Here is a 25,123-nt window from a genome sequence, read left to right as displayed (position 1 = left end):
AGGAAAGGTGATTGGATGAAGTTATCAAACCGTGTACAGACATTAACACCATCACAAACTCTAGCGATTACAGCAAAAGCAAAAGCATTAAAAGATGCCGGACATGATGTAATCGGTTTGGGGGCAGGTGAACCCGACTTTAATACACCAAATTTTATTATTGAAGCTGCGAAAAAAGCAATGGACGATGGTTTAACACGATATACGCCATCAGGTGGTGTGCTTGAATTAAGACAAGCTATTGCAAACAAAATGTTTAAAGATCATCAATTGAACTATGAGCCGGATCAAGTCGTGGTTACGACAGGCGCTAAACACGCTTTATACACGTTGTTCCAAGTATTATTGAATAAAGGGGATGAAGTGATTGTCCCAACACCGTATTGGGTGAGCTATCCTGAGCAAATAAAATTAGCTGAAGGTAAGCCTGTATATGTAAAAGGGGAAGAATCCAATCAATTTAAGTTAACAAAAGAGCAATTAGAACAAGCAATTACTGAAAAGACAAGAGCAGTGATCATTAATTCACCAAGTAACCCAACTGGCATGATGTATACAAAAGAAGAATTAGAAGCGTTGGGTGAAATTTGTGTTAAGCACAATATCATCATCGTTTCTGATGAAATCTATGAAAAATTAATCTACACAGATCAAAAACATATCTCAATTGCCCAGTTATCTGAGCAATTAAAGAAACAAACTGTGATCATCAATGGTGTGAGTAAATCACATGCGATGACAGGATGGAGAATTGGATACGCAGTTGGTAGAAAAACAATTATTAAGGCTATGACAAACCTTGCATCTCATTCGACATCAAATCCAACAAGCATGTCGCAATATGGTGCACTGGCTGCTTATTCACATGATGACCAACCTATAGAAGAAATGAAAGCAGCATTTAAAGAACGACTCGATCAAACGCATGAAAAGCTAAATCAATTACCAGGCGTCACGTGCTTAAAACCAAGTGGAGCGTTTTATTTATTCCCGAATGTGAAAGAAGCCATTGAACAAACTGGATTCGAGACGACTGAAGAATGGGTTAAAGCGATCTTAGAAGAAGAAAAAGTTGCACTTGTTCCAGGTGCAGGCTTCGGTGCGCCGGATAACGTTCGATTATCCTATGCGATTCATTTAGACCAATTAGATGAAGCCATTACACGTATTGATCGATTTATAAAAAGACATATACAAGTATAGATAAGTTTTGGAGGGAAAGTCATTGAAAACAACAATCAATCAAGTTAAACATTATGTAGGTCAAGACGTAACAATCGGTGCTTGGCTAGCGAATAAACGTTCGAGTGGAAAGATCGCCTTTTTACAATTAAGAGATGGTACAGGCTTTATGCAAGGTGTTGTCGTTAAAAGTGCAGTCGGTGACGAAGCATTTGATCAAGCGAAAGGTCTCACACAAGAAAGTTCCATGCATGTTACAGGAACGATCGTTGAAGATGCACGCTCACCATTTGGATTTGAGATGCAAGTGAAAGAAATAGAGATCATTCATGAAGCTGTCGATTTTCCTATTACACCGAAGGAGCACGGTACTGAGTTTTTAATGGATCATAGACACCTATGGTTACGATCAAAACGTCAGCACGCTGTGATGCAAATTCGAAATGAAATTATTCGAGCGACGTATCAGTTCTTTAATGAACAAGGATTTATCAAAATTGATCCGCCTATTTTAACGGGATCATCAGCAGAAGGCACAACAGAATTATTCCATACACAATACTTTGATGAAGAAGCTTATTTATCACAAAGCGGTCAGTTATATATGGAAGCAGCGGCAATGGCATTTGGTAAGGTGTTCTCATTTGGTCCAACATTTAGAGCTGAAAAGTCGAAGACGCGCCGTCACTTAATTGAATTTTGGATGATGGAACCTGAAATGGCATTTATGGATCATGAAGAAAGTTTAGTTGTACAAGAAGAGTATGTTAGCTTTATCGCTCAATCCGTACTTGAGAACTGTCGTTTAGAATTAGACACATTAGATCGCGACATTGAAAAATTAAAAGAAGTACAAGCACCATTCCCGCGTATTACGTATACCGAAGCGATTGAGTTGCTTGAAAAGTTAGGCTTTGATGATATTAAGTGGGGTGAAGACTTCGGAGCCCCACATGAGACAGCAATTGCCGAACATTTTGACAAACCTGTCTTTATTACACATTATCCAAAAGATATTAAAGCATTCTACATGAAACCTGACCCAGAGAACCCAGATGTCGTATTATGTGCTGATTTAATTGCACCAGAAGGCTACGGTGAAATCGTTGGGGGATCTCAACGCATTGATGATTTAGAATTAATGAAACAACGCTATGATGAGCATAACTTAACTGGCGATGCTTATAAATGGTACTTAGAATTGCGCCAATATGGCTCAGTTCCTCATTCAGGATTCGGTCTTGGACTCGAAAGGACCGTCGCTTGGTTTGCAGGTGTTGAGCATGTTAGAGAAACGATTCCGTTCCCGCGTTTATTAAATCGTCTATACCCTTAAAAAAGTAGCTCTATATCATTCTTAAGTAGAAATACTCGTATTCATTCGATTTAATAGGAATGAATGCGTGTGTTTCTTCTTATTTTTATCAGCGAAATATAGAACGATTGATTAACATACACATTGGAGATGACTTACATGCATTATCAACCTTTTTTAATGGATCAGACAACGATCCCCAATCGCTTGATCACACATTACCATCGTATCGGCATGACCGAAGCCGAATTTATTATGATTGTTCAGCTTATTCAATTTCAAGCTAGCGGGAATGCTTTTCCAACGCCACAAGAACTGACTGAGCGTGTACAATATGACGAGGAGTATTGTAGTCAGTTACTCAGACAACTGCTTCAAAAAGGTTGGTTAACGATTTTAGAATCTAAAGTAGACCAGAACGTTGTTAACGAATATTATTCATTAGAATCATTATGGCAATTGTTATACAATTCACCTGAGAAACCAAAATCAAATGATCAGGAACCTTTAATGAATTTATTCCCACTCTTTGAAAAAGAATTTGGTCGAGCACTATCACCGTTTGAAATTGAAACGATTAATATGTGGTTAGATGAAGATCAAGTTAAACCTGAATTGATTAAGACAGCCCTTAAAGAGGCGGTTCTGATGAATAAATTAAATTTCAAATATATTGACCGTATATTGAGAGAATGGCATAAAAAAGGGGTGCGTTCACCTGAAGAAGCCCGGAACCATGCCAAAGCTTTCCACTCGCAGTCTAAACAAACAACAAATAACAGTACACCTAGAGACAAAAGCGTCTACTACAATTGGCTGGATGAAGAATAGAAGAAGGTGAAGAAATGTTAACCAATAAACAAATTCGATATTGTTTAGATGTGTTTGAGGATATGTTTCCTGATGCCGAATGTGAACTCATTCATCAAAATCCATTTGAATTGTTAGTGGCAGTGGCACTTTCCGCTCAAACAACAGATCAAAATGTTAATCGTGTCACACCTCACTTATTCGGTAAATATAAAACGCCTGAAGATTATTTGGCAGTTCCTCTAGAAGAACTTCAACAGGACATTAAATCCATCGGGTTGTATCGAAATAAAGCGAAAAACATTCAAAAAATGTCTAAATCGCTAATCGAAGAATTTGGCGGGGAGGTACCCGAAAGTAAAGAAGAACTTGAAACGTTAGCTGGTGTGGGTAGAAAAACAGCAAATGTTGTCACATCGGTCGCATTTGACCAACCTGCAATAGCCGTTGATACGCACGTTGAAAGAGTATCAAAGCGCTTAGGGATCTGTAGGTGGAAAGATAGTCCGCTAGAAGTAGAGAAGACCTTAATGAAAAAAGTGCCAGAATCAGAATGGTCACAGACGCATCACCGGATGATTTTCTTTGGGCGCTATCATTGTAAGGCTAAAACCCCTAACTGTGAAGAGTGTCCATTACTAAGTTTATGCCGCGAAGGACAAAAACGAATGAAAAGAAAAGAGGGGTAAGATGTCAACGGAACATGAAGCATGGTATGACCAATGGAAAGCGGAGAAAGCCCAATTGATTGAGTACTTTAATACGAAACAATACAAAGAAACAAAACCAACGATGTCAACATACACACAACTTTTCATCACCAAGCTGTGTGAACTTAATAAACACGATCATTCTGAAATAAACATAAAAGAACTCGATACACTTGAGTACAAACCCATTAATATAGCAGAACGCATACAATATGTCCAAGACAATCTCACTCAATATCATGCATTTATTCAACTCGATGCATTGTATGATGAACTGATTAAACTCTACGCAAAGGCGTCCATTTTAAGAGGGCAATTAGATTAATTTGACTGACATACTTACGCGAGGAGGGCTTTTTTGAATAAAAAACATATTATCATTTTAGCGATTGTCTACTCGTCGGTCACTTTTATTTTACACAACGTTTTTGAAACGACTATTGGTGCGATTCTCATGACGATCAGTTTCTTTGGGCTTGTATTTGGAATCCTTACAACTTTATTTGTATTCTTTAGATTTTCTTTCAAAGTCATGCGTTTTGATAAACAAAAAAACAGACAAGTTTCTGAGTAATCGTTTGACACCATTATATGTAAGTGCCAGTATCGCACTAAATCAATCGATTAGGAGCGTGGTTAGATGGATCATAAATTAAGAAAATCTTCATCAGATCGAGCGATTAGTGGTGTTTGTGGTGGCATTGCTGAATATTTTGGTATCCCGTCTTTAGCGGTTAGACTAATCTTTATTTTTTTACCCGGCAATTTGATTATATACATCATTCTTGCTAATGCGCTGGAAGACTCACCGCCATCTTTATAAACAATAACCTTTAATCAAATCAAAAATAACCCCCACGTACCATGCTTTTATCTTAAAGCATAATGCGTGGGGGTTAAGTTTAGTTAAGCTGCTTCTTCATCTTGCTCTTCATCGGGTTCTTCATTGCTTTCATCATCATTATTTTCTGAAGAATCATCTTCAGGCTCACCATTTTCGTCATTATTTTCAGGTTCGCCATTTTCTCCTTCTTGATTTCCAGGGTCATCTGGTGGAGATGATTCACCATTTTCTTCTGTTTCTTCAGGCTCATCAGGTTCTTCTTCTTCTTCCTCTTCAGGTTCCTCATCAGGAATTTGAATGTCAACTTGACGAGCGTCACTCTCTAGATTGCTATTGGCTTGACTAACAGCTGTGATTTCTACTGTATAAACTTCACCACGTTCAACATTTTGGATCGTAAAGCCAGTATCCGAACTAGAGGATTCATTGTTTAATTGTGAGCCTGTTCCGTATCGAATTGTAAATCTTACTTCATCCTCATTTGAATGGTCCCAATTAATCGTTAATTGGTTAAATGCTTCATCATATTCAGCGGATAAATTACTTACAGGATCAATCTCTTCAAACTGATCCGACTCTTCTTCAGGTTCATAACCACGTTTGAAGAGTTCAGAAACAATTTCTGAATCTGGTGTGAATGCACTTGGACGCTTCGCAGGGTTCGAACCACGTTCAACATCTACGCGGACGACAGAATCGGGCATTTGGAAGTCATCTGTTTGTTGACCTGAGGATAACTCACTCATTACCTCTCTAAATAGGAGTTGAGAAATGTTTCTGTACCCTTGAGGAACTGAACGAGATGAGTCCTCCTGGTAGCCACTCCATGCTGCGATGGTGTAATTGGTTGTATAACCACTAAACCAAACATCAACATAATCATTTGTTGATCCTGTTTTACCTGCAATTGGGAGCCCTGAAATAGAGGCTGATGTCCCGGTACCACTATTGACAACAGTCTTTAACATATCAGTGATCATATAAGCTGTTGAATCGGACATAACAGCTGTTGGTTCTGATCTTAACGTTTCTGATTGACCATCACTAAAAACGACTTCTGTTACAGCGTAAGGTTCATTATATATACCGTTGTTACCAAATGGTGTATACGCACCTGCCATTTCAAGTGTTGACATACTAAGTGTCGAACCACCAATACCGTCACGAATGCTTAATCCATTTTCAGGGATAGGCACACCTAATGACGATGCAAATTCAGCAGCTCGTGATAGTCCAACTTCTTCTAATGCATGAAGGGCAGGGACATTTAACGATTGTTGCATGCCGTAACGCGCGCTAACTGTGCCGCCATACTGATCATTGTGGTTTCTAACAGATTGATCTGTCCCACTAATCGGGTACGGTTCTGAATTATCGATTTGCTGGTAAGTTGACCAGTTTAAATCTTCAAATGCTGGACCGTAGTCTAATATTGGCTTAATGGCAGAACCGGGTTGACGTTTGGCTTGAAGAGCCATATTAAAGCCTCCTGCTTGGCGGTTTCGACCCCCACCAATAGCACGAATGGCACCTGATTGAGTGTCTAATACCACAAGACCAGATTGCAAGTCCTCATCAGGGAAATTAATCGAGCTAGAATCAGATAACACATATTCAACATGATCTTGAGCATCAGGGTCGAGTGTTGTATGAATTTCTAGACTATCATTGAAAATATCCGCTTCTAGTTTTTCTTCGACCTCATTATTCACTTGATCTAAGAAACTGTGATAAGGCGTTCCTTCAGGTTCTGATGGATTGAGTAAGTCTTCAACGGACTCAGAACGTGCTTCTTCTGCTTCCTCTTCTGAAATCTTATCGTGTCTAACCATTAAATTTAAAACTGTGTTCATTCGTTGCTCTGCTAAATCCGGGTTAACGAGTGGATCATAGGCAGAAGGGCGTTGAGGTAGACCTGCTAGAACAGCAGCTTGAGCTAATGTTAACTCATCAAGATCCGTCACACTAAAATAAGTCTCAGCCGCTGTTGCTACACCATATGCACCTGATCCAAAGTAAATTTTATTTAAATACATTTCTAAAATATCTTCTTTTTCATATGCTCGCTCAACTTGTAACGCTAACCATTGCTCTTGTATTTTACGTTCCATTGTTTTTTCAGGCGTCAATAGAGAACCTTTTACAACTTGTTGAGTGATCGTACTACCACCCTCAGCGCCGAATCCACCTGTAATATTACTAATGATGGCTCTTGTACTTCTATAAATATCGACACCAGAGTGATCGAAGAAACGGACATCTTCCGTTGCTAAAACAGCATCTACTAAAACATCCGGTAATTCGTTGTAATTGATTGTTGTTCTGCGTTCTTGTCCTAAATCAGCGAATAAATCACCATTAACATCATAAACTTTAGTTGATGGTGGATCTCCCAATAAGTCATGATCAAGACGAGGAGCGGTGAAAATATAATAACTAAACACGGTGCCAGCACCAATAAAGGCTAAAATAGCAAGTGTTAATAAAGTTAGTCCAACCTTTTTCCATAAAGATGTTTGTTTCTTTTTTGAATTTTTTAATTCTTGTTTTCTCGCAATACGTGACTGGCTTTTATCTGCCATTGTCATCTTCCTCCATTCTATTTAAAGAACAATTGATCAATTACGCTAATGTAGTCGACAATTGCAGGGTAACCAACTGGAACTTCAATGCCTTCGTTTTCGAACACATGAAGGGGAATAGATTTTCGACCCCCGTCTTTATATTGACGTTCCCAGCATGAGAAAAGTTTCATAGCTGGAAGATAGAAAGTTCGATCCAATTGATTAAAACGCACAACAATAAAACCAATACCACCATGATCATCAACTGATTTCAAATGCTCAATTTGATGGTCGTGAAAGTTATTAAGTGGAAAGGAATGTTTGTTTTTCGTTTCTTTAGCTTCAAAGTCAATATAATGGCCTTTATAAATACCATTGTAGTCTGTTGTTGAAGCTTGCTTAAAGTAGGCTTCTTTAATGACAGCTGCACTTCTTTTTGGGTAATCGACATTGACGATTTGAACAGGTGTTGGTTTCTTATGAATAACTGCAATATCTTTTGCTAAATAATACGCGTTTGTTTGATTAATATCATCTTCTAATCGCATCCCACGATTACTAAAAGATTGTTTTTGATTGTTAGAAGAAGACGCGTGAGTTGCTTTCTTCTTATTACCATTAGGGTAGTTCAAAAATATCCCTCCTGCATGAAGGTATCATACCAAAAACAACTCGATTTGAGAACTAAAATGATAGCATTTTTGACAAAATAAGGTCTTAATAACTATCATTGTTAATACTCAATCTCTTAAGTCTGTCATTTAATTCATATTTTCAGTATATCCAAACACATACAGGTCTTAAAACATGTGTGATGAATTTCAAATGAATAACTCTGTTGTAAGTCTAACCTGAACCGTGATAAAGTACTAGGGAAAGGAGATTCATTCTATGTTAATTGAAAAGAATCATCAAATAAGAATCATGTTAGAAAAGCTAAGAAAACAATATTTAGAATCAGATCCACCTGAAGATATAAAAAATATAGATTTCTTTAATCAAGTAAAAGAAGAAACAAACCCGATGTTTGAATTGGCCAAAGAATGGTCAGATATAGCTGATGAACAAGTGAAAGCAAGAAAAATAAATATACACCCTTCACAAGTACAATCCACACAAGAAAATATTGAACTTGTTATTTTACATAGCTATTATATTGATGTCGATCGCAAAAGGTATTTTGAACTGCATCAATCGATAGATTATGTATTGGATATGGCTGAGAAGTAAAGCGAGAGGAGGTTCAGACATGCATCCTAAAGTGATGGCTGTCACAGGCTATAAATCTTTTGAATTAACTATTCAATCAGAAAATGACCCTCGTATTGCAATTATTAAACAAGCATTAAAACGTCATATAATTGAGTTTATTGAAGCGGGTGGCGAATGGATTATATCATCCGGACAATTAGGTGTCGAAATGTGGGCGAGTCAAGTCGTAAACGAACTCAAAGAAGATTACAACATCCAATATGGTGTTTTTCCTCCTTTTGAAAACCAAGAATCACGTTGGCCTGATACAACAAAAGAAGCGTATCAAACGTTAATTGAGAGAGCTGATCATTATCAACCGGTTTATAAAGGTGATTATAAAGGGCCGCATCAATTCACAAAGAAGAACCAATTTCTTGTTTCTAAAAGTCAAGTGAGTTTAATTTTGATTGATGAAGATTTTCCAGGAAGCGTATCTTACTATTTTAATGAAGTTGAAAGCCATCAGAAATCAAACGAATATGAACTGCGAACCATCACGCCACTTGACTTAGAGGATATTGCTAGAGAATGGGAAGAAAATCAGTCAACCTTTTAAAGGCAATTGACATTTTGCATAAAGTTTGAAAAAATACAAGTAGTGTTTAAAGTCGAGGTGAGAATATGTCAACAAATAATGAAAACCAATTAAGTGGGAAAGATATATTAGACAAACAATTTAAAACATCTATGAGAGGGTATAATCAAGAAGAAGTCGATGCCTTTTTAGATGTCATTATTCAAGATTATGAATATTTCATGCAAACAATTGAAGAATTACACCAGGAGAACGATCAATTAAAAACCCAACCTGAACCAACTAGACAACGGGTACAACCGTCCAATCATCAAATGAATTATGATATCTTAAAACGTGTATCAAATTTAGAAAAAGCTGTTTTTGGTAAAAAATACACAGACAGCTAAATCATTGCTTCGTTGTTAACCATTACTTCAAGCAAATTCAAGTAAATTATGTTATAATGAGAGACAGATTAATTATTAATCAAAAATGAATGTTTTGGTAATCGCTGCATATGAGTTTCCATATGTTGAGGAAAGTCCATGCTCACAGGTGCTGAAATGCACGTAGTGTTCGTGCTTGATGAAATCATAAATCAAGGGAGTTGTTAATCAACTTACGGCAGGGAAATGAGCTAAGTCGCAAGATAGGCTCAAAATACCTTGAAAGTGCCACAGTGACGAAGTCAAATTGGAAACAATTTGAGTGGAACGAGGTAAACCCCACGAGTGAGAAACCCAAATTTTGGTAGGGGCATCTTGGATTAGGGAATCATAAACCGAAACAAGGACTGTTCGCATAGAACGGTAGATAGATGATTACCACTAAAGTACGAGGTTGACCACCGTAATCAGTGCTTTAGAACAGAACATGGCTTATAAAACATTCATTGGTCATTTTTTTGCTAAATCCAACCTTCCAAGACACTTGATTGTCCATTGGAAGGTTTTTTCTATAAGAGAAAGGAATGAAACGAATGGCTCAAAAAGTTAAACTATTAGCCACCGCTGCAATGGGACTTGAATCCGTTGTTGCTCAAGAACTTAAAAATTTAGGATATCAGGACTTACAAGTCGAAAATGGAAAGGTCTTATTTGAAGCAGAGACATCAGCTATCGCACGATGTAACTTATGGTTACGTACAGCCGATCGATTAAAAGTCGTCGTAGGCGAGTTCAAAGCGACAACATTTGATGAACTATTTGAACAAACAAAAGCTTTAGACTGGGAACGGTATATACCAGAAGATGGACGTTTTCCTGTAAACGGAAAATCTGTCAAGTCAACGTTGTATAGTGTTTCAGACTGCCAAGCGATCGTTAAAAAGTCTGTAGCTGAAAAGTTAAAACAAAAACATGGCATTGCAAGCCGAATGGAAGAGACCGGTGCTATGTATAAAATTGAAGTGGCTTTGTTAAAAGATAAGGCGACATTAACCATTGATAGTTCAGGGTCTGGCTTACATAAACGTGGTTATCGCACAGGACAAGGTGATGCGCCGTTAAAAGAAACATTAGCAGCCGCACTCGTTCAATTAACGAATTGGAAACCGGATTACCCGCTTGTCGATTTATTTTGTGGCTCAGGAACGATCCTAATTGAAGCTGCCTTAATCGGTCAAAATATAGCACCAGGTTTTAACCGCGAATTTGCAAGTGAATCGTGGGAGCTTGTATCAGACAAAGAGTGGAATGCAGCGTTTGAAGAGGCTGAATCGTTAGCCAATTATGATCAACCACTTGATATTACGGGAACGGATTTAAACCCTAAAATGATTGAGATTGCTAAACAGAATGCGATTGAAGCGGGACTAGCTGACTTAATCACTTGGAAACAGATGGAATCCAGTGATTTTAAACCGTCAAAACCAAATGGCTATTTAATTTCCAATCCACCTTATGGAGAACGTATGAGTGATCGGGAATCTGTTGAAAAAATGTATCGTCAACTGGGAGAAACAATGCGTGATCATCCATCATGGAGCAGTTATATCATCACGTCACATGAAGGATTTGAAAAATTATTCGGCGCAAAAGCGACTAAAAAACGTAAACTGTTTAATGGCTTTATTAAAGTTGATTACTATCAGTATTTCGGGAAACATATTCGGTAGGAGGTAGAGCTAAGTGAGCAATGATGAAACGGTATTAAAGCAAAAAATGAAAGAAATAAATGGATATGAAGAGGCGCTTGGCTTAATTCAGTGGGATCTTAGAACAAAGATCCCCACTGAGGGCGCTGCTTACCGGTCTGATGTCGTTGGACTCTTAAGTGAAAAGATTTATTCACTGAAAACATCAGATGAATTAAAAGAAGTGATCGATAATGTTCAAATATCAACCGAAGATCCTATCTTAAAGCAGTCAGCGAAAGAATTAGATCGTGAGTATTTAAAATATACAAAGATTCCATCAGAAGATTATAAAGCGTTTGTGACACTCCAATCACAATCAGAATCTATTTGGCAACAAGCGAAAGAAACTAGTGATTTTTCATTGTTAAAACCCTATTTAGAAGATTTAATTGCTTATAATCGCAAATTTGCACGTATATGGGGGTATGACAACCATCCTTATGATGCGCTTTTAAATCAATATGAACCTGGTCTTACGACTGAGATACTCGATCCGATTTTTGATCGCTTAAAACAAGCTCTTAAAGATTTATTAAAACGTACTCAGAAATCAGAGGTCGAAGTAGATACTGAAATGCTCTTGCATCATTTTCCAAAAGAGGATCAACGTGCATTTGGCGAGCTTGTCCTTGAAAAAATGGGGTATAACTTTAATGCTGGACGATTAGATGAAACGATTCATCCATTTGCTATAGGCATTAATCCGAAAGATGTTCGTGTGACGACGCGCTTTGTTGAAAATGACTTCCGAGTTGGCTTGTTCGGTACGATCCATGAAGGTGGACATGCTTTGTATGAACAGAATTTTGATGAAGATTTATATGAGACGGTATTAAAATCTGGCGCATCTATGGGAGTTCATGAATCTCAATCATTATTTTGGGAGAATATGATCGGTAGAAGTCATGCCTTTTGGGAATCACATTTCGACCAATTTCGAAAAGTTGCACCTGCAGCGTTTCAAACAATTGAGTTTGATGCATTTTATAAAGCGATCAATGAAGTGAAATCAAGTTACATTCGAATTGAAGCTGATGAATTAACGTATTGCTTGCATATTATACTGAGATATGAACTTGAAAAAGACTTAATCAATCATGACTTAGAAGTAAAAGACTTACCTGAGGCATGGAATGAGAAGATGCATACATTGTTAGGTATTACACCATCTAACGATGCAGAAGGTGTCTTACAAGATATTCACTGGGCAGCAGGCGAATTTGGCTATTTCCCAACCTATGCTTTAGGGTACATGTATGCCGCTCAGTTACATGTAGCAATGCAACGTGATTTAGACGTTGAATCTATTGTTCGAATGGGTGACTTTGAGCCGATTAAAGCATGGCTCACTGAACACGTGCACAGACACGGGAAAATGAAAGAACCGTTAAAGTTAATTGAGGAAATATCAAATGAAACATTTAACCCTGATTATTTAATAAATTACTTAACATCAAAGTACACACATTTATATGATTGTTAAGTCAAATGAATGTGTAAAAGGCTTACTGAGTACACCGTATGCTCTGTATGAAATGAGGGGATTTAGGTGAAGCGTGAACAGTTATTAGCTGATTATATTGAGCACCTGTGGGATAAAGGTTTTAAGTTAACAGATGAACAAGTGAAATTCATTTATTTTGCTAGGCAATATGCTGATAATGATGCGCTGAGTTGTATCGCTTTAGAAGCGACATTAAAAACTCAAATTGAATTTGATGGCTCGTTTTTTATAGGGCTTATTGAATTACTAAATGAGCATGATATCAAAACGATCAGTCAAGCACGATCCGTATTCAAACAGAAGGGGATTGGCTGATTAATTCTGATTTTGTTAATAGAGCTTTTTTTGCTAAACGATCAGCATGACTGTTTTGTTTTTCTGGAATCCATTTGATAAAGCAGTGAGGAAACGGATCCATTTTAGTTAAGACCATTTCTAACAGATGACGGAAGTGGTCTTGCTTTACATATTGGCGATTAACAGCATCAACGACCAATTTAGAATCGGAACGGATGGATAATATATCGTTTGGAAAATGCTCCTTACAATAATCAAGAGCACTCATAAGTGCATAAAACTCACCATCATGATTTGATACAGCATCACCAATATACTTGTAATACTCAATAAAGTGACCATTTTGTTTTATAACAAAACTTATCCCTGTTGGACCTGGATTGCCTGATGAGGCTGCGTCAGTATATATTGCTAGCATTCTCATTCACTTCCTTACATAAAAAAACGGTGACTACTTGGAGCCACCGTTTCTGAATTTAGTTTTTAACAACATTTGCTGCTTGAGGGCCGCGGTCGCCTTCGACTACATCAAATGAAACAGACTGACCTTCTTCTAATGTTTTGAATCCCTCTTCTTGGATAGCAGAATAGTGGACGAATACGTCGTTTCCTTCTTCTAGTTGTATGAAACCGTACCCTTTTTCTGCATTAAACCATTTTACGATACCGTTTTCCATGTAAATAATCCTCCTAGTATTCACGATCTGACGTGATCAATTTACAAATCAGATAGAAAATAAAAAATAGCCCAATCGAAACGTGTAGGATCTCTCCTGCACAACTTCAATTAAGGCTATTGCATATCGATCCTACTATCTTCTTTGCTTATTTACGACTATAGCGCATTTTGAGATTGACGTCAAGAATCATTGACAAAAAATATAGCTAAAGGTGGGGTACATATGACGGATGAAATCATTGATGTAGACAAAATAAAAGCGTTTGTTTTTGAACAGTTTGATCATGACGCTTCAGGTCATGACGCATTGCACATGCAACGCGTTGCTTATTGGGCAAGAAAAATCGCGATTGATGAAAAAGAAGACGCACAATTAGCTGAAATCACAGGATGGGTGCACGATTGTTTAGATGATAAACTGTTCAATAATATTGAACAACAGCGTCAGCTTCTTTCTGAGACATTACAGGCGGCTGGACTATCTTCTTCAGTCATCCAACACATCATAAATGCAATTGAGACTGTTTCATTTCGCAAACAAAAGCAAACGGAATCTAAACTAGCCCAAATTGTTCAGGATGCTGACCGACTTGATGCGATTGGGGCGATTGGCATTGCAAGAGCTTTTACATACGGTTCAACTGTTAATCAACCGATGTATGACCATGATCAAAAAGCAACGATCGATCATTTTGATGATAAGTTATTTAAATTAAAGGATCAAATGCATACACATTTAGCTATTCAAACAGCAACAGAAAGAACGGAATTTTTAAAAGCTTTTTATGATCAATTCCATTCTGAAATAGCAGAGGTCGACCATGATATTTAACATCAGTACGTTTAGATTGTAATTGAATTTAAGCATTTAATTATGTAATATTAAACGAAGAAATAGATTTTTAGTGGAGGTACCATTCATGCAAACAAATGAATTCGCGTATTTAGAATTATGCAAGCAAGTACTATCAGACGGTCATCAAAAAGGGGATCGTACAGGCACTGGAACGCATTCCTTATTTGGTGCGCAGATGCGATTTAATCTACAAGACGGATTTCCGCTTCTGACGACTAAAAAAGTAAATTTCAAATTAATTGCATCTGAATTGATTTGGTTTATTCGAGGCGATACTAATATTCAATTCTTACTCAAACACGGCAATAATATTTGGAATGAGTGGGCCTTTGAAAAATGGGTGAAAAGCTCAGAATATACAGGGTCTGATATGACAGACTTTGGCAGACGTCGGCTTGAGGATGATGATTTTGATGCACGTTATAAAGAAGAAATGGAATACTTTAAAACGCGTATTTTAGAAGATGATGCATTTGCAGAGAAATATGGTGATTTAGGATCTGTTTATGGCAAGCAATGGCGAAATTGGGAGACATCAAGAGGCGAGACGATTGACCAATTAAAAAATGTTGTGGAATCGATTAAGCATAACCCGAATTCACGTCGTCATATTGTAACCGCTTGGAATCCTGAAGATGTTCCATCAAATATGGCGTTACCACCGTGTCACGCTATGTTCCAATTTTATGTTGCAGACAATAAGTTGTCGTGCCAATTGTATCAACGTAGTGCCGATTTATTTTTAGGTGTGCCTTTTAATATTGCAAGTTATGCATTATTAACCCATTTAATCGCACATGAATGCGGTCTTGAAGTAGGCGAATTTGTTCATACATTAGGGGATGTGCACATTTATAATAATCATGTTGATCAAGTTCAATTACAATTATCACGTAAACCCTATCCACTACCATCCATTAAAATAAATGATACATTTCATTCTGTATTTGATCTATCAATTGATGATGTTGAGCTCGTTAATTATCAATCTCATCCAGGAATTAAAGCACCAATAGCTGTATAAAACAAGGAGGATTTACAATGATCTCAATGATTGCTGCTCATGATAAAAATCGTTTAATTGGAAAAGATAATTGGATGCCTTGGAATATTCCGAATGATCTAGGTTACTTTAAAGCGATGACATTAAATAAAACAATTGTGATGGGTCGAAAAACATTTGAATCATTTGGTCAACCACTACCCAATCGAAAACACTTAATCTTAACGACTAGAGACGATTATGAAGTAGAGGGCTGTCAAATCTTTCATGATATTGACAGTGTTCTTGATGAGATTCGTTCACTTGATGAAGAGGTATTCATTATAGGTGGCGGTGAAATATATGAACGCTTTTTACCATTTGCGGATCGTCTTTATATCACGTATATTGATGAAGAATTTGAGGGTGATACCTATTTCCCTGAATACGACTTGTCAAAATATGAGATCACATTAAAGGAAAAAGGGCTTAAAAACGATGAAAACCCACATGACTATTATTTTATCCAGTATGACCGAGTCTAAAGGAGTTTACGAATATGCAATCTTTTCATCAATTCATGATGCGTTATCGCGGTATCAAACAAGATACAAAAGAAAAACGTTTAGCTGAATGGATGTATCATGATCACGACTTTCCAAAACATTCCACCGACTATGATGAGATTAGTCGTTACTTAGAATGGAATGTACCATTTAATGAGGCGATTCAGACCTTTGATGATTTATGGGAGGAGTATCAACAATCCATAATCTGATTATAATTTTTTCTCAAATAATTTGAATAAAACGATGATTTAAAAGGAGAATACTCTATGACAATGCCATTGACCTTAGAATGGACACTCGTAACAGAAGGAAAAGAACACCGCGTTGAAGATCAAGAAAATCAGTTTACATTAACACTCCCTGGCTATCGCTTGTATCCTATTCATGATGAAATTGAAATTCGTAGACACAAAGAGTCAGATCAAATCGGATTTGGTGAAATCATTGAACTCACTTGGAAAGACGATACGACGATTTGCACATATGAACTGACATCACTATATAGTGTAAACTAACACTTTAATTCAGAAGGCTCTTCTCATTTTATTTTTGGGAAGAGTCTTTTTTTAGTACTTTAATTAAACGATGCACACCTCTATGGGCTATTGCGTAATGTATGATATCGATAATTCAAAAGAGGAGGGATTTTTATGAGGCACTTCACGCCCCAGACTTACTACCCGTATTCACCGTACCAATCCTATTACTATCCGCCATCACAGCAGTATTATATCCCTAATAAACCGACACCACCGCTTACTCAGATTCTGGATAAATTCAATTTAAAAGGGAAAGATCTTAATCACACGATGCAACAACTACAACAATTAGCTAAATTATCTCAGACGATCACACCACTTGTTCAACAGTACGGCCCTGTGATCAAAAATATACCGAATATGCTGGCATTATTAAAGCAATTTCAAAAACAATCGAACGAACCAACCTTAAAACGACCGGAACAGACAACGCTAGCGTCAGAAGATAACCTATACAAAATTGAAACGATCGATACTCAAGTAGGTAGTGGTCACTCAGCACCTAAGCTATATGTTTGATTGCTTATTCACTTCATCGTAAAATAGACAGATGAGGAGGGGTTATGATGAACAATACACAGTATAAAAAAGCAACATTTGCAGGTGGATGTTTCTGGTGCATGGTTGAACCATTTGACCAACAGCCCGGTATTCATTCTGTTATTTCTGGTTACACAGGTGGTCATACAGAACATCCAACCTATGAAGAAGTATGTTCTAACGAAACAGGTCACTATGAAGCCGTTCAAATAACCTATGATCCATCTGTTTTTTCATATGAACGATTACTCAATCTATTTTGGCAACAAATTGACCCGACAGACTCAGGCGGTCAATTTAACGATCGAGGTTCTTCATATAAGACAGCGATCTTTTTTCATGATGATGAACAAAGGCAATTGGCTGAAGAATCTAAGAATCAATTAGAAGTTAATGGTCCTTTTAAACAACCTATTGTGACAGAGATCTTACCCGCTAAACCATTTTATGAAGCAGAAACGGCTCATCAAGATTACTATAAGAAGAATCCATTTCATTATCGGTTATATAAGAAAGGCTCAGGCCGTGAACAATTTATTAACGATTACTGGAAACCTTCTTATACAAAAGAACAATTGAAAGCAAAATTAACGCCTATGCAATATCACGTCACAATGGAAAATGGAACAGAACCTCCTTTTAAAAATGCTTATCACGATAACGAAAAGGAAGGTATCTATGTTGATATCATTACAGGCGAACCACTATTTTCTTCGACCGATCAATATGATGCTGGGTGTGGTTGGCCAAGTTTCACAAAGCCGATAAATCGTAATGAGTTAGACGAGTTATTAGATACAAGTCTAGGTATGCGAAGAATTGAGGTGCGTAGTCAAGCTGCAGATGCTCATTTAGGTCATGTGTTTGATGACGGACCAAAAGAAGAAGGCGGCATGCGTTACTGCATCAATTCAGCAGCGCTTCGTTTTATTCCTAAAGAAGACTTAAAAGAGGAAGGTTATGCCCAATTTGAAACGTTATTTAATTAAAGCAATTTGATTTTCTCAAATTGCTTTAATATTTTTTACATTAAGGTTATCTTTTTATCGAAATCGTGCTAAAATGTAAGAGAATTCAAACATAAAAGGGAGGCATCTGTACCTTGCTTCACACATTTTGGGAAGAAAAAGAGACCATTAAGACAATCAAATGTGTACATGCTGATGCGAAGAAGTTTATCGTCGACACGATGTTAACACCAGGAAAGTCATATCCTGTTAAAAATGAAACCGATGAATTTTATTTCATCATCGATAACTCTAACCGCATCGGTGGCTATAAAAAAGATTATTTCGTCGAAAAGTAAATAGCAATAGATCGCACATATAATCCGTAGGTGGGAGATGATCTAATAATGAAAAAGCTAGTTTTGGTTCGGCACTGTCAATCAGATGGGCAACATACTGATTCCCCTTTAACAAATAATGGGGTTAACCAAGCACGCCGTTTATCTGAGTTTTTTAAAAAACACGATTTAACTATAGATCGTATTATCTCAAGTCCTAGTATGCGAGCGGTTGAAACCATTAAACCCTATGCATTATTAAACGAACAATCGATCGAAACAGATGCTCGTCTAAATGAGCGTATTTTAAGTGATCAACCTGTAGATGATTGGTTAGATGTTGTCGAAGCATCATTTGAAGATTTAGACTATCGACTACCTGGTGGTGAATCCTCTAATGAGGCACTCGGAAGAGGATTAGCCGTCATCAATGAAGCGATCAATGACCCGTCACATGAAACAATTGCGATCGTGACACATGGCAATTTACTTATGCTATTACTTAATCACTTTGAAGCTGATTATGGCTTTAAACAATGGCGATTACTTAAAAATCCTGATGTATTTATTATTGAACATGAGGATGAACAGATACAACTTGAACATATTTGGTAAGATACACATAATTATAAGGAGGTAATCATCATGGCATTTGTTATTACATCACCATGTATTGGGGAAAAGGCTGGAGAATGCGTTGAAGTATGCCCAGTTGATTGTATAGAAGAAGGGGACGATATGTTTTATATCGATCCGGATATTTGCATTGACTGTGGAGCTTGTGAAGCGGTATGTCCGGTTGAAGCGATCTTCATGGAAGATGAAGTTCCAGAAGATGAACATGAATACATTTCGCTTAACCGTCGTTTCTTTGAAGATAGTTAATTTGATGATAAAAGTCGTGTGGATTCCTTTCCACACGACTTTCGTTTTTAGGTCGGTTATTAATTTGTTATTTTAAATGATCGATATCCTGTTATCTCCTCAGACACGTCAATATCAACATCTTCAACTTTAGCACTTGGACTAGGCCCTGCTTTTATCGCATCAATAAAGGTATAAACAGATTCAACATCGCCTTCAACTTCAATTTCAACTCGACCGTCTGGATTGTTCTTCACCCAACCAACAACACCGATTTCATTTGCTTTTTGCTGAGTTGTAAAGCGAAATCCAACCCCTTGAACACGGCCTGAGACAAGTAAATGTGCACTCAATTCTGACATAACGATCCCCCTCTTAACAAATAGCATGATATAAATTCATTTACCCTCAAATTTTTAAAATAAAACACAACACAAAAGTTCACGTCAAAACGAAAAATATAAAAATATACGAAAAAGTATCAAAAAGTGTGATATTTATCACTGATAAATTCATTCGATGCTTCATAATATGTCTTAGACTGTCTTTAGAGGTGAATCAAATATGAATCAATATAAACCAGAATTACAAGCCACCGCAAAAGATTTAGATGAACTGTTTCGTTTGTCTGATGCAGGTGCGGATAGTATATATGTCGGTCATCAAGATTTTGCGAATCGAGCAAGTGGTGATTTGACAATTGATGAAATTAAACAAGCGACTGAGCATTTACAGGCACAAAATAAAAAGATTTATGTGATGGTGAATGCGATCTATCATAATGAGCATTTAAAAGCATTGCCAAGTTATTTAAAGCAACTCGAGTCCATCAATGTCGATGGAATTGTGGCAGGTGATCAAGCGATTTATCAAGTCATAAAAGATATCGGATCTTCACTAAGCATTAACTGGCATCCATCGACACTTGCAACCAATTACCAAACACTTAAGTTTTGGCATAAGCGTGGCTTATCGCGTGCAACACTGTCGAATGAGTTGTCGCTAGACGCTGTTAGGGAGATAAAAGAACAGGTCGATTTTCCAATTGACATTCAAATTCATGGTATGACGAACATCTTTCAATCTAAACGCCGTCTTGTACAGAACTATTATGACCATGTGGGTCAATATTATGATCCTGATCAAAAGCGTTTTATTAAAGAAGATCGGAAAGAAGACACCCATTATCCTATTTTTGAAGACAAAAATGGGACGCACATTATGAGTAATGAGGATCTTATGATGATCGATCATTTGGACATTATTTTAGACGCCGAAATTGATGGTTTAAAAATAGAGGGAATTTTAAAAGAAACAGACTATAATGAAGCAATTGTAGCCATCTATCGTGAAGCGATCGATACGTACTTAGCTGACCCTGAAGCATATCAACAGAAGAAGAGTGGCTGGAAACAACGCATCTATCAAATTCAACCAAACGATCGTAGGTTAAATACAGGATTTTATTTTAAAGAACAGATTTATTAATTAAGGAGTACGGGTGAGATGACAACAAAACAAAAACCAGAACTACTAGCACCAGCAGGTAATCTTGAAAAATTAAAGTTTGCGATACACTACGGTGCAGATGCTGTCTATATTGGTGGACGTCAATTCGGTCTCCGTTCAAAGGCGGGTAACTTTACGTTTGATGAAATGGCTGAAGGTGTTGAATTTGCCAACCAATACGGTGCAAAAGTGTATGTTGCGACGAATATCATAGCACATAATGAAAATTTGGACGGAGCACATGAGTATTTTAAGAAGTTATATGAAGTGGGCATTTCAGCTGTGATCGCAGCAGACCCAGCCTTGATTGATGCTTGTCGTGAAGCTGCACCGGACTTGGAAGTGCATATTAGTACACAAGCTTCTGTGACGAACTGGAAAACAGCTGAATTTTGGAAAAATGAAGGCTTGCCACGTGTTGTGTTGGCACGTGAAGTTTCGGTTGAAGAAATAAAAGAGATTAAAGAAAACGTTGATATTGAAATCGAAGCCTTTATTCACGGTGCGATGTGTATCTCCTACTCAGGGCGTTGTGTTCTTTCCAATCATATGACATCTCGAGATGCAAACCGAGGTGGATGTGCCCAGTCTTGTCGTTGGAAATATGACTTATTTGAAGATGGCACAGATGGTACTGTTGACATATCGGATGAGAATGATGAAAAATACACGATGAGCTCACAAGATTTGAGTATGGTCGAACACTTACCTGACTTAATTGAAGCAGGTGTCGATTCTTTAAAAATTGAAGGAAGAATGAAAAGTATTCATTATGTTGCGACTGTCGTTAATGTATATCGTAAAATTATTGATGCCTACTTCGAAGACCCAGAAGGATTTGAGCTCAATTCAGAATGGGTTGATGAGATTTGGAAGGCAGCCCAACGAAATCTTTCAACAGCCTTTTACTACGGCGAACCAACGCACAAAGATCAATTATACGGTCGCCCTGAACGTTTGCCAAAATACGATTTTGCGGGTCTTGTGTTAGATTATGATCCAGAAACACAATTTGCAACGATTCAACAACGAAATAACTTTGGTGTTGGTGATGAAGTCGAATTTTTCGGTCCGAATTTTAAACGTTTTAAACAAACGATTGTTGAGTTATATGATGAAACAGGCGAACCGATTGAGCGTGCCAAACATGCGATGATGATCACAAAAGTGAAAATAGATCACCCTGTTCATTATTTAGATATGATGCGTAAACAGAAATAAAAAAACTAAAATGCGACCACAACAACCGGATGATAATAGAAAATCTATTATCATCCGGTTGTTTATTTTTTAAGTAATAAGCCTATTACTTGAATTATTAAAAGTATGAATGGCTTTTCATACTCGTGTAATGTTAGTACGAATGTAATATACAACATGTTAGTTGAATTATTAATTAAAGTGTATTACATTTAGTTAAGTTAGCCATTTGTAGATGATTGGCTTTCAATGAATTAACCACACCTATCGGAGGCAACACCATGAGTCTGTTAACAAATTATACGGATCCATCATTTATTAAAATAGCACAATACGTGTTTAAAGAGCAGTTTAAGATGGACCCACAATTATATGAAGAAATGAATGAACGTCGACAAAAAGCGATGTATGACGATGTGGTATACAATATTAGCTTTCTTATGACTGCCATTCAGTTTGAAGATAAGGATATATTTGAACATTACGCCGTTTGGTTATATGAACTGTTAACGCATCTCATGCCCGATCTAGATCGTGATCGAATTATGCAACAAATGATTGATCATTATATGATATTATCAAAAACCTTAATGATGACAGACTTATTAACTGACTCAGAGAAAGAATTAGCACAAGCATATCTTAAAGCTGCATCGGAGGTAACAAGAGCTGCCGTAACAAATGTAGCGGTGTCTACTTCATTTGAAGAAGGCCCTTTTTATGAATATAGACGAGATTATTTAGACGCACTATTATGTAGTGACATTGAACGTGCACATGAATTGATTCAAAACGCTTATCATGACGGTATTTCAATTCCAATTATATATGAGTCTATTTTGAAGAAAACGATGCATGAAATTGGTGTTTTATGGCACCAGAATGACATTACAGTTGATCGTGAACACTTTGCAACATCGGTGACGCAAAATGTTATGGCGAAGTTTTATGATGACATATTTCAAATGCCTCGCAAAAATCATACGCTTGTTTCATGCACTATAGGAGATGAGCTTCATGAGTTAGGCATACGCATGTTGTCAGATCTATTTGAGTACGATGGTTGGGATACATTTTATTTAGGATCATCACTATCTCAAGATTCAATTCTCTCAGCCATTGATACACATAAACCAGATGTACTCGCATTATCTGTAACGATGCCGCCATATTTGGGGATTTGTGAGGCGGTCATTAATCAGGTAAGAACTAAATATCCAACACTTAACATTGCAGTAGGTGGACAAGCATTTAGTTACACCGATCGATTATGGGAAAGGTGGCCTGTTGATTTTTATTCAACAGATGCAAGAACAACCATCGCTTGGGCAAATGATAGCGTTGATGATGTTGGAGGTGGTGCGAGTGAATGAACAATTGCTCTCTTTTTTAATTGAAGCAGATCATCAATTGAGTTTTATAAAGACGTATTGGCAATCTCCTGTCTATTTATTGTCACCGATTCAAACAAAAGCTAGTCACTTTTTTCATCATGAATCGTATCTAGCTGTAGAAAATGCTTTAAATGAAGCGATCAAACATCCAAATGAAGTGATTGAGGCTCATTCTATTCGTTTAATCGCACCAGACACATGGATTTCATTATATGTTCTGGTGCGCGGGGAACAAGTATTACTGTACGGTACGGAATCTAAAAACGAAACAGTAGCTGTAGCCGTTATGCTACAACCTTTTTTCAACTTAATTTTAGGAGAGAGCGAACAGCTAAACACGAATACTGAACATATTATGAGAGCCCAGTTTGAACAGATTCAACGTTTAAATAACGACCTTACTAATACACAACGTCAATTAGCGAAAGCAAATCAACATTTAACACAAGTGAATAATAAACTTAACAATCGCTTAGTTACAGATGAATTAACAGGTTTAATTGGTCGTTATCAATACGAGAGTGAAATGACACGGGTCATAAACCAGGATCCACATGCCAAAGGGATCTTTGTTTTTATTGACCTTGATGGCTTTAAACAAATTAATGATCAATACGGTCACCAAATGGGCGATCAATATTTAATTGAATTTTCAAAACGTCTCAAAACCCTCGACCGATCTGATACAATCGTGATGCGCATTTCAGGAGATGAGTTTGGTGTTTATAGACACGGCTATTCCTCTGTAACAAATGCTGAGATGGAATCGGTTTGGTCGTACTTAGATCAACACCTCTTTAATGAGCCAATCAAGATTGGCTCTCATGAATTTCAGATTCATTTCAGTGCAGGTTTAGCCGTTTACAACCAAGATGCTAATCATGTGTATCAGTTAATTGATTTTGCTGATTTTGCTATGTATCAAGCTAAGCGAAAGGGGAAACATACATTTGAATGCTTCGATGCAATCCTATATCAAAAATCATCCCGAAATCGGGGAAGTTTATAGATGACTAGTTGTATATCACGGACGAATCAATTAATCCATGCGAGTATTGGATTAGCTTTGACTATTATAAGTCTAGTATTGTTCAGAGGTACGACTAGTATTGTATCTTTTATCCTTATACCGGTTATTCTTGCATATTTTAGTCAAAATAAATTAATGAAGCGGATTTTAATGACGGCTTTTCTTATCGTCGTTCTATTAGTGGCACAAACACAGCTGATATTCGCTGTAACCTATATCCTGCTCACTAACCTTTACAAACCACTATTCTCACGAAAAATAACTAAAACTCATTTTGCATTAACGATCGTTTCTGTCATGTTTAGTTTGATCGTTAGTTTGATGTTAACAGAGTGGTTATTTCAAGTGCCCATTCATTCCATGATGCTAGAGCTTAGTAACCATATAATCAGCATATACGTTGCGATCATCTTTCTTGAATCGATATTTATTGTAGGATGCCAACTTACGATCATTTATCAACTAAAAAAGAGATTAGCTCATCAGCGGCTATTTTAAAAATCAGCTCATTTATGGGCTGATTTTTAATAGAAATGTTTAAT

At 37.1% G+C, this 25,123-nt stretch carries 33 protein-coding genes and 1 other RNA gene; 29 read left to right on the top strand and 5 right to left on the bottom strand.

Annotation, left to right across the window (positions count from 1 at the left end; genetic code table 11):
* The first annotated feature begins 15 nt into the window (after positions 1-15).
* The 7 genes from BLR62_RS04140 (at position 16) to BLR62_RS04110 (ending at position 4,840) form a co-directional block, all read left to right on the top strand.
* Positions 16-1,203 (top strand): pyridoxal phosphate-dependent aminotransferase, encoded by a 1,188-nt coding sequence (locus tag BLR62_RS04140; RefSeq protein WP_090793552.1) that lies wholly within the window; start codon positions 16-18, stop codon positions 1,201-1,203.
* A gap of 22 nt (positions 1,204-1,225) precedes the next feature.
* Positions 1,226-2,518 carry an asparagine--tRNA ligase gene (asnS, locus tag BLR62_RS04135; protein WP_090793549.1) on the top strand — a complete coding sequence of 431 codons (1,293 nt, stop codon included), beginning with the start codon at positions 1,226-1,228 and terminating at the stop codon, positions 2,516-2,518.
* Between the two features lie 138 nt (positions 2,519-2,656).
* Positions 2,657-3,328 carry a DnaD domain-containing protein gene (locus BLR62_RS04130; RefSeq protein ID WP_342706531.1) on the top strand — a complete coding sequence of 224 codons (672 nt, stop codon included), beginning with the start codon at positions 2,657-2,659 and terminating at the stop codon, positions 3,326-3,328.
* Between the two features lie 14 nt (positions 3,329-3,342).
* Complete coding sequence (gene nth, locus BLR62_RS04125; RefSeq protein ID WP_090793545.1) at positions 3,343-3,996, top strand: endonuclease III; 654 nt, start codon at positions 3,343-3,345, stop codon at positions 3,994-3,996.
* Position 3,997: 1 nt separating this feature from the next.
* Complete coding sequence (locus BLR62_RS04120; RefSeq protein WP_090793542.1) at positions 3,998-4,342, top strand: YpoC family protein; 345 nt, start codon at positions 3,998-4,000, stop codon at positions 4,340-4,342.
* Between the two features lie 33 nt (positions 4,343-4,375).
* Complete coding sequence (locus BLR62_RS04115; RefSeq protein WP_090793540.1) at positions 4,376-4,591, top strand: hypothetical protein; 216 nt, start codon at positions 4,376-4,378, stop codon at positions 4,589-4,591.
* A gap of 66 nt (positions 4,592-4,657) precedes the next feature.
* A complete protein-coding gene (locus tag BLR62_RS04110; RefSeq protein ID WP_090793537.1) occupies positions 4,658-4,840 on the top strand; it encodes a PspC domain-containing protein in 183 nt (60 codons plus the stop codon).
* Between the two features lie 83 nt (positions 4,841-4,923).
* On the opposite strand, the gene BLR62_RS04105 is transcribed toward BLR62_RS04110, so the two are convergent.
* Both BLR62_RS04105 and recU read right to left on the bottom strand, forming a co-directional pair.
* Positions 4,924-7,443 carry a PBP1A family penicillin-binding protein gene (locus tag BLR62_RS04105; RefSeq protein ID WP_090793534.1) on the bottom strand — a complete coding sequence of 840 codons (2,520 nt, stop codon included), beginning with the start codon at positions 7,441-7,443 and terminating at the stop codon, positions 4,924-4,926.
* 17 nt (positions 7,444-7,460) lie between these two features.
* On the bottom strand, positions 7,461-8,057 hold the full coding sequence (gene recU, locus BLR62_RS04100; RefSeq protein ID WP_090793532.1) for a Holliday junction resolvase RecU: 597 nt from the start codon (positions 8,055-8,057) through the stop codon (positions 7,461-7,463).
* A 259-nt stretch (positions 8,058-8,316) separates the two neighbouring features.
* Here recU and BLR62_RS04095 point away from each other — a divergent pair, with 259 nt between their 5' ends.
* The 7 genes from BLR62_RS04095 to BLR62_RS04065 all read left to right on the top strand — a co-directional run bounded on the left by BLR62_RS04095 (position 8,317) and on the right by BLR62_RS04065 (position 13,152).
* Positions 8,317-8,655 carry a DUF1798 family protein gene (locus BLR62_RS04095; protein ID WP_090793529.1) on the top strand — a complete coding sequence of 113 codons (339 nt, stop codon included), beginning with the start codon at positions 8,317-8,319 and terminating at the stop codon, positions 8,653-8,655.
* Positions 8,656-8,674: 19 nt separating this feature from the next.
* The gene (locus tag BLR62_RS04090) at positions 8,675-9,235 is read left to right on the top strand and encodes an SLOG family protein (protein WP_090793527.1); all 561 of its coding nucleotides are present in this window, start codon (positions 8,675-8,677) and stop codon (positions 9,233-9,235) included.
* 65 nt (positions 9,236-9,300) lie between these two features.
* Complete coding sequence (gpsB, locus tag BLR62_RS04085) at positions 9,301-9,603, top strand: cell division regulator GpsB (RefSeq protein WP_090793525.1); 303 nt, start codon at positions 9,301-9,303, stop codon at positions 9,601-9,603.
* Positions 9,604-9,692: 89 nt separating this feature from the next.
* Positions 9,693-10,082, top strand: an RNA gene (gene rnpB, locus BLR62_RS04080) — RNase P RNA component class B.
* Between the two features lie 93 nt (positions 10,083-10,175).
* Positions 10,176-11,312 (top strand): THUMP domain-containing class I SAM-dependent RNA methyltransferase, encoded by a 1,137-nt coding sequence (locus BLR62_RS04075; protein ID WP_090793522.1) that lies wholly within the window; start codon positions 10,176-10,178, stop codon positions 11,310-11,312.
* Between the two features lie 46 nt (positions 11,313-11,358).
* Complete coding sequence (locus BLR62_RS04070; protein WP_090793794.1) at positions 11,359-12,816, top strand: carboxypeptidase M32; 1,458 nt, start codon at positions 11,359-11,361, stop codon at positions 12,814-12,816.
* Positions 12,817-12,882: 66 nt separating this feature from the next.
* Complete coding sequence (locus BLR62_RS04065) at positions 12,883-13,152, top strand: DUF6123 family protein (protein ID WP_090793518.1); 270 nt, start codon at positions 12,883-12,885, stop codon at positions 13,150-13,152.
* Here BLR62_RS04065 and BLR62_RS04060 read toward each other — a convergent pair.
* Together BLR62_RS04060 and BLR62_RS04055 are read right to left on the bottom strand one after the other, a co-directional pair.
* Positions 13,130-13,552: a ribonuclease HI family protein gene (locus BLR62_RS04060; RefSeq protein ID WP_090793516.1), complete on the bottom strand. Its 423-nt coding sequence runs from the start codon at positions 13,550-13,552 to the stop codon at positions 13,130-13,132. The genes BLR62_RS04065 and BLR62_RS04060 overlap by 23 nt on opposite strands.
* A gap of 58 nt (positions 13,553-13,610) precedes the next feature.
* The gene (locus BLR62_RS04055; RefSeq protein WP_090793513.1) at positions 13,611-13,811 is read right to left on the bottom strand and encodes a cold-shock protein; all 201 of its coding nucleotides are present in this window, start codon (positions 13,809-13,811) and stop codon (positions 13,611-13,613) included.
* 225 nt (positions 13,812-14,036) lie between these two features.
* Here BLR62_RS04055 and BLR62_RS04050 point away from each other — a divergent pair, with 225 nt between their 5' ends.
* The 10 genes from BLR62_RS04050 to BLR62_RS04005 all read left to right on the top strand — a co-directional run bounded on the left by BLR62_RS04050 (position 14,037) and on the right by BLR62_RS04005 (position 19,469).
* Positions 14,037-14,645 (top strand): HD domain-containing protein, encoded by a 609-nt coding sequence (locus BLR62_RS04050; RefSeq protein ID WP_090793511.1) that lies wholly within the window; start codon positions 14,037-14,039, stop codon positions 14,643-14,645.
* A gap of 88 nt (positions 14,646-14,733) precedes the next feature.
* Entirely contained in the window at positions 14,734-15,693 is a 960-nt protein-coding gene (locus BLR62_RS04045; RefSeq protein ID WP_090793509.1) for a thymidylate synthase, read from the top strand.
* Between the two features lie 17 nt (positions 15,694-15,710).
* A complete protein-coding gene (locus BLR62_RS04040) occupies positions 15,711-16,196 on the top strand; it encodes a dihydrofolate reductase (RefSeq protein ID WP_090793507.1) in 486 nt (161 codons plus the stop codon).
* Positions 16,197-16,210: 14 nt separating this feature from the next.
* Positions 16,211-16,429 (top strand): YozE family protein, encoded by a 219-nt coding sequence (locus tag BLR62_RS04035; protein WP_090793504.1) that lies wholly within the window; start codon positions 16,211-16,213, stop codon positions 16,427-16,429.
* Positions 16,430-16,486: 57 nt separating this feature from the next.
* Positions 16,487-16,735: a DUF2584 domain-containing protein gene (locus BLR62_RS04030; RefSeq protein WP_090793501.1), complete on the top strand. Its 249-nt coding sequence runs from the start codon at positions 16,487-16,489 to the stop codon at positions 16,733-16,735.
* A gap of 135 nt (positions 16,736-16,870) precedes the next feature.
* Positions 16,871-17,278 (top strand): VrrA/YqfQ family protein, encoded by a 408-nt coding sequence (vrrA, locus tag BLR62_RS04025; protein WP_090793498.1) that lies wholly within the window; start codon positions 16,871-16,873, stop codon positions 17,276-17,278.
* 47 nt (positions 17,279-17,325) lie between these two features.
* The gene (msrA, locus tag BLR62_RS04020) at positions 17,326-18,288 is read left to right on the top strand and encodes a peptide-methionine (S)-S-oxide reductase MsrA (protein ID WP_090793496.1); all 963 of its coding nucleotides are present in this window, start codon (positions 17,326-17,328) and stop codon (positions 18,286-18,288) included.
* A 113-nt stretch (positions 18,289-18,401) separates the two neighbouring features.
* A complete protein-coding gene (locus BLR62_RS04015) occupies positions 18,402-18,605 on the top strand; it encodes a DUF6501 family protein (RefSeq protein ID WP_090793493.1) in 204 nt (67 codons plus the stop codon).
* 48 nt (positions 18,606-18,653) lie between these two features.
* Positions 18,654-19,199: a histidine phosphatase family protein gene (locus BLR62_RS04010; protein WP_090793491.1), complete on the top strand. Its 546-nt coding sequence runs from the start codon at positions 18,654-18,656 to the stop codon at positions 19,197-19,199.
* Between the two features lie 30 nt (positions 19,200-19,229).
* Positions 19,230-19,469 (top strand): ferredoxin family protein, encoded by a 240-nt coding sequence (locus BLR62_RS04005; RefSeq protein WP_090793489.1) that lies wholly within the window; start codon positions 19,230-19,232, stop codon positions 19,467-19,469.
* 59 nt (positions 19,470-19,528) lie between these two features.
* On the opposite strand, the gene BLR62_RS04000 is transcribed toward BLR62_RS04005, so the two are convergent.
* On the bottom strand, positions 19,529-19,810 hold the full coding sequence (locus BLR62_RS04000; RefSeq protein ID WP_090793486.1) for an acylphosphatase: 282 nt from the start codon (positions 19,808-19,810) through the stop codon (positions 19,529-19,531).
* A 202-nt stretch (positions 19,811-20,012) separates the two neighbouring features.
* Here BLR62_RS04000 and BLR62_RS03995 point away from each other — a divergent pair, with 202 nt between their 5' ends.
* From BLR62_RS03995 to BLR62_RS03975, 5 genes are all read left to right on the top strand, one after another.
* Positions 20,013-20,936, top strand: coding sequence for a peptidase U32 family protein (locus BLR62_RS03995; protein WP_090793483.1), 924 nt, complete (start codon positions 20,013-20,015; stop codon positions 20,934-20,936).
* A gap of 18 nt (positions 20,937-20,954) precedes the next feature.
* The gene (locus BLR62_RS03990) at positions 20,955-22,178 is read left to right on the top strand and encodes a peptidase U32 family protein (protein ID WP_090793481.1); all 1,224 of its coding nucleotides are present in this window, start codon (positions 20,955-20,957) and stop codon (positions 22,176-22,178) included.
* 260 nt (positions 22,179-22,438) lie between these two features.
* The gene (locus tag BLR62_RS03985) at positions 22,439-23,530 is read left to right on the top strand and encodes a cobalamin B12-binding domain-containing protein (RefSeq protein ID WP_090793478.1); all 1,092 of its coding nucleotides are present in this window, start codon (positions 22,439-22,441) and stop codon (positions 23,528-23,530) included.
* Positions 23,523-24,560 carry a diguanylate cyclase domain-containing protein gene (locus BLR62_RS03980; protein WP_176759207.1) on the top strand — a complete coding sequence of 346 codons (1,038 nt, stop codon included), beginning with the start codon at positions 23,523-23,525 and terminating at the stop codon, positions 24,558-24,560. The genes BLR62_RS03985 and BLR62_RS03980 overlap by 8 nt, the downstream gene beginning before the upstream one ends.
* Complete coding sequence (locus BLR62_RS03975; RefSeq protein ID WP_090793473.1) at positions 24,561-25,079, top strand: hypothetical protein; 519 nt, start codon at positions 24,561-24,563, stop codon at positions 25,077-25,079.
* Positions 25,080-25,123 lie beyond the last annotated feature (44 nt).

This window comes from Pelagirhabdus alkalitolerans, assembly GCF_900096905.1.
Classification (GTDB): Bacteria; Bacillota; Bacilli; order Bacillales; family Amphibacillaceae; genus Pelagirhabdus; species Pelagirhabdus alkalitolerans.
Note: the sequence above shows the minus strand (reverse complement) of the source record. Positions and strands in the feature narration are given on the sequence as shown.

Coding starts and splice junctions, on each gene's coding strand:
- BLR62_RS04090 (WP_090793527.1), top strand. CDS start 8,675: ATGCATCCTAAAGTGATGGCTGTCACAGGCTATAAATCTTTTGAATTA.
- BLR62_RS04060 (WP_090793516.1), bottom strand. CDS start 13,552: ATGCTAGCAATATATACTGACGCAGCCTCATCAGGCAATCCAGGTCCA.
- gpsB (WP_090793525.1), top strand. CDS start 9,301: ATGTCAACAAATAATGAAAACCAATTAAGTGGGAAAGATATATTAGAC.
- BLR62_RS04000 (WP_090793486.1), bottom strand. CDS start 19,810: ATGTCAGAATTGAGTGCACATTTACTTGTCTCAGGCCGTGTTCAAGGG.
- BLR62_RS04075 (WP_090793522.1), top strand. CDS start 10,176: ATGGCTCAAAAAGTTAAACTATTAGCCACCGCTGCAATGGGACTTGAA.
- BLR62_RS03975 (WP_090793473.1), top strand. CDS start 24,561: ATGACTAGTTGTATATCACGGACGAATCAATTAATCCATGCGAGTATT.
- BLR62_RS04070 (WP_090793794.1), top strand. CDS start 11,359: ATGAAAGAAATAAATGGATATGAAGAGGCGCTTGGCTTAATTCAGTGG.
- BLR62_RS04110 (WP_090793537.1), top strand. CDS start 4,658: ATGGATCATAAATTAAGAAAATCTTCATCAGATCGAGCGATTAGTGGT.
- BLR62_RS03995 (WP_090793483.1), top strand. CDS start 20,013: ATGAATCAATATAAACCAGAATTACAAGCCACCGCAAAAGATTTAGAT.
- BLR62_RS04140 (WP_090793552.1), top strand. CDS start 16: ATGAAGTTATCAAACCGTGTACAGACATTAACACCATCACAAACTCTA.
- BLR62_RS04120 (WP_090793542.1), top strand. CDS start 3,998: ATGTCAACGGAACATGAAGCATGGTATGACCAATGGAAAGCGGAGAAA.
- BLR62_RS03985 (WP_090793478.1), top strand. CDS start 22,439: ATGAGTCTGTTAACAAATTATACGGATCCATCATTTATTAAAATAGCA.
- BLR62_RS04030 (WP_090793501.1), top strand. CDS start 16,487: ATGACAATGCCATTGACCTTAGAATGGACACTCGTAACAGAAGGAAAA.
- BLR62_RS04050 (WP_090793511.1), top strand. CDS start 14,037: ATGACGGATGAAATCATTGATGTAGACAAAATAAAAGCGTTTGTTTTT.
- BLR62_RS03990 (WP_090793481.1), top strand. CDS start 20,955: ATGACAACAAAACAAAAACCAGAACTACTAGCACCAGCAGGTAATCTT.
- BLR62_RS04005 (WP_090793489.1), top strand. CDS start 19,230: ATGGCATTTGTTATTACATCACCATGTATTGGGGAAAAGGCTGGAGAA.
- nth (WP_090793545.1), top strand. CDS start 3,343: ATGTTAACCAATAAACAAATTCGATATTGTTTAGATGTGTTTGAGGAT.
- BLR62_RS04105 (WP_090793534.1), bottom strand. CDS start 7,443: ATGGCAGATAAAAGCCAGTCACGTATTGCGAGAAAACAAGAATTAAAA.
- BLR62_RS04010 (WP_090793491.1), top strand. CDS start 18,654: ATGAAAAAGCTAGTTTTGGTTCGGCACTGTCAATCAGATGGGCAACAT.
- BLR62_RS04095 (WP_090793529.1), top strand. CDS start 8,317: ATGTTAATTGAAAAGAATCATCAAATAAGAATCATGTTAGAAAAGCTA.
- vrrA (WP_090793498.1), top strand. CDS start 16,871: ATGAGGCACTTCACGCCCCAGACTTACTACCCGTATTCACCGTACCAA.
- BLR62_RS04040 (WP_090793507.1), top strand. CDS start 15,711: ATGATCTCAATGATTGCTGCTCATGATAAAAATCGTTTAATTGGAAAA.
- BLR62_RS04130 (WP_342706531.1), top strand. CDS start 2,657: ATGCATTATCAACCTTTTTTAATGGATCAGACAACGATCCCCAATCGC.
- BLR62_RS04045 (WP_090793509.1), top strand. CDS start 14,734: ATGCAAACAAATGAATTCGCGTATTTAGAATTATGCAAGCAAGTACTA.
- BLR62_RS04035 (WP_090793504.1), top strand. CDS start 16,211: ATGCAATCTTTTCATCAATTCATGATGCGTTATCGCGGTATCAAACAA.
- msrA (WP_090793496.1), top strand. CDS start 17,326: ATGAACAATACACAGTATAAAAAAGCAACATTTGCAGGTGGATGTTTC.
- BLR62_RS04055 (WP_090793513.1), bottom strand. CDS start 13,811: ATGGAAAACGGTATCGTAAAATGGTTTAATGCAGAAAAAGGGTACGGT.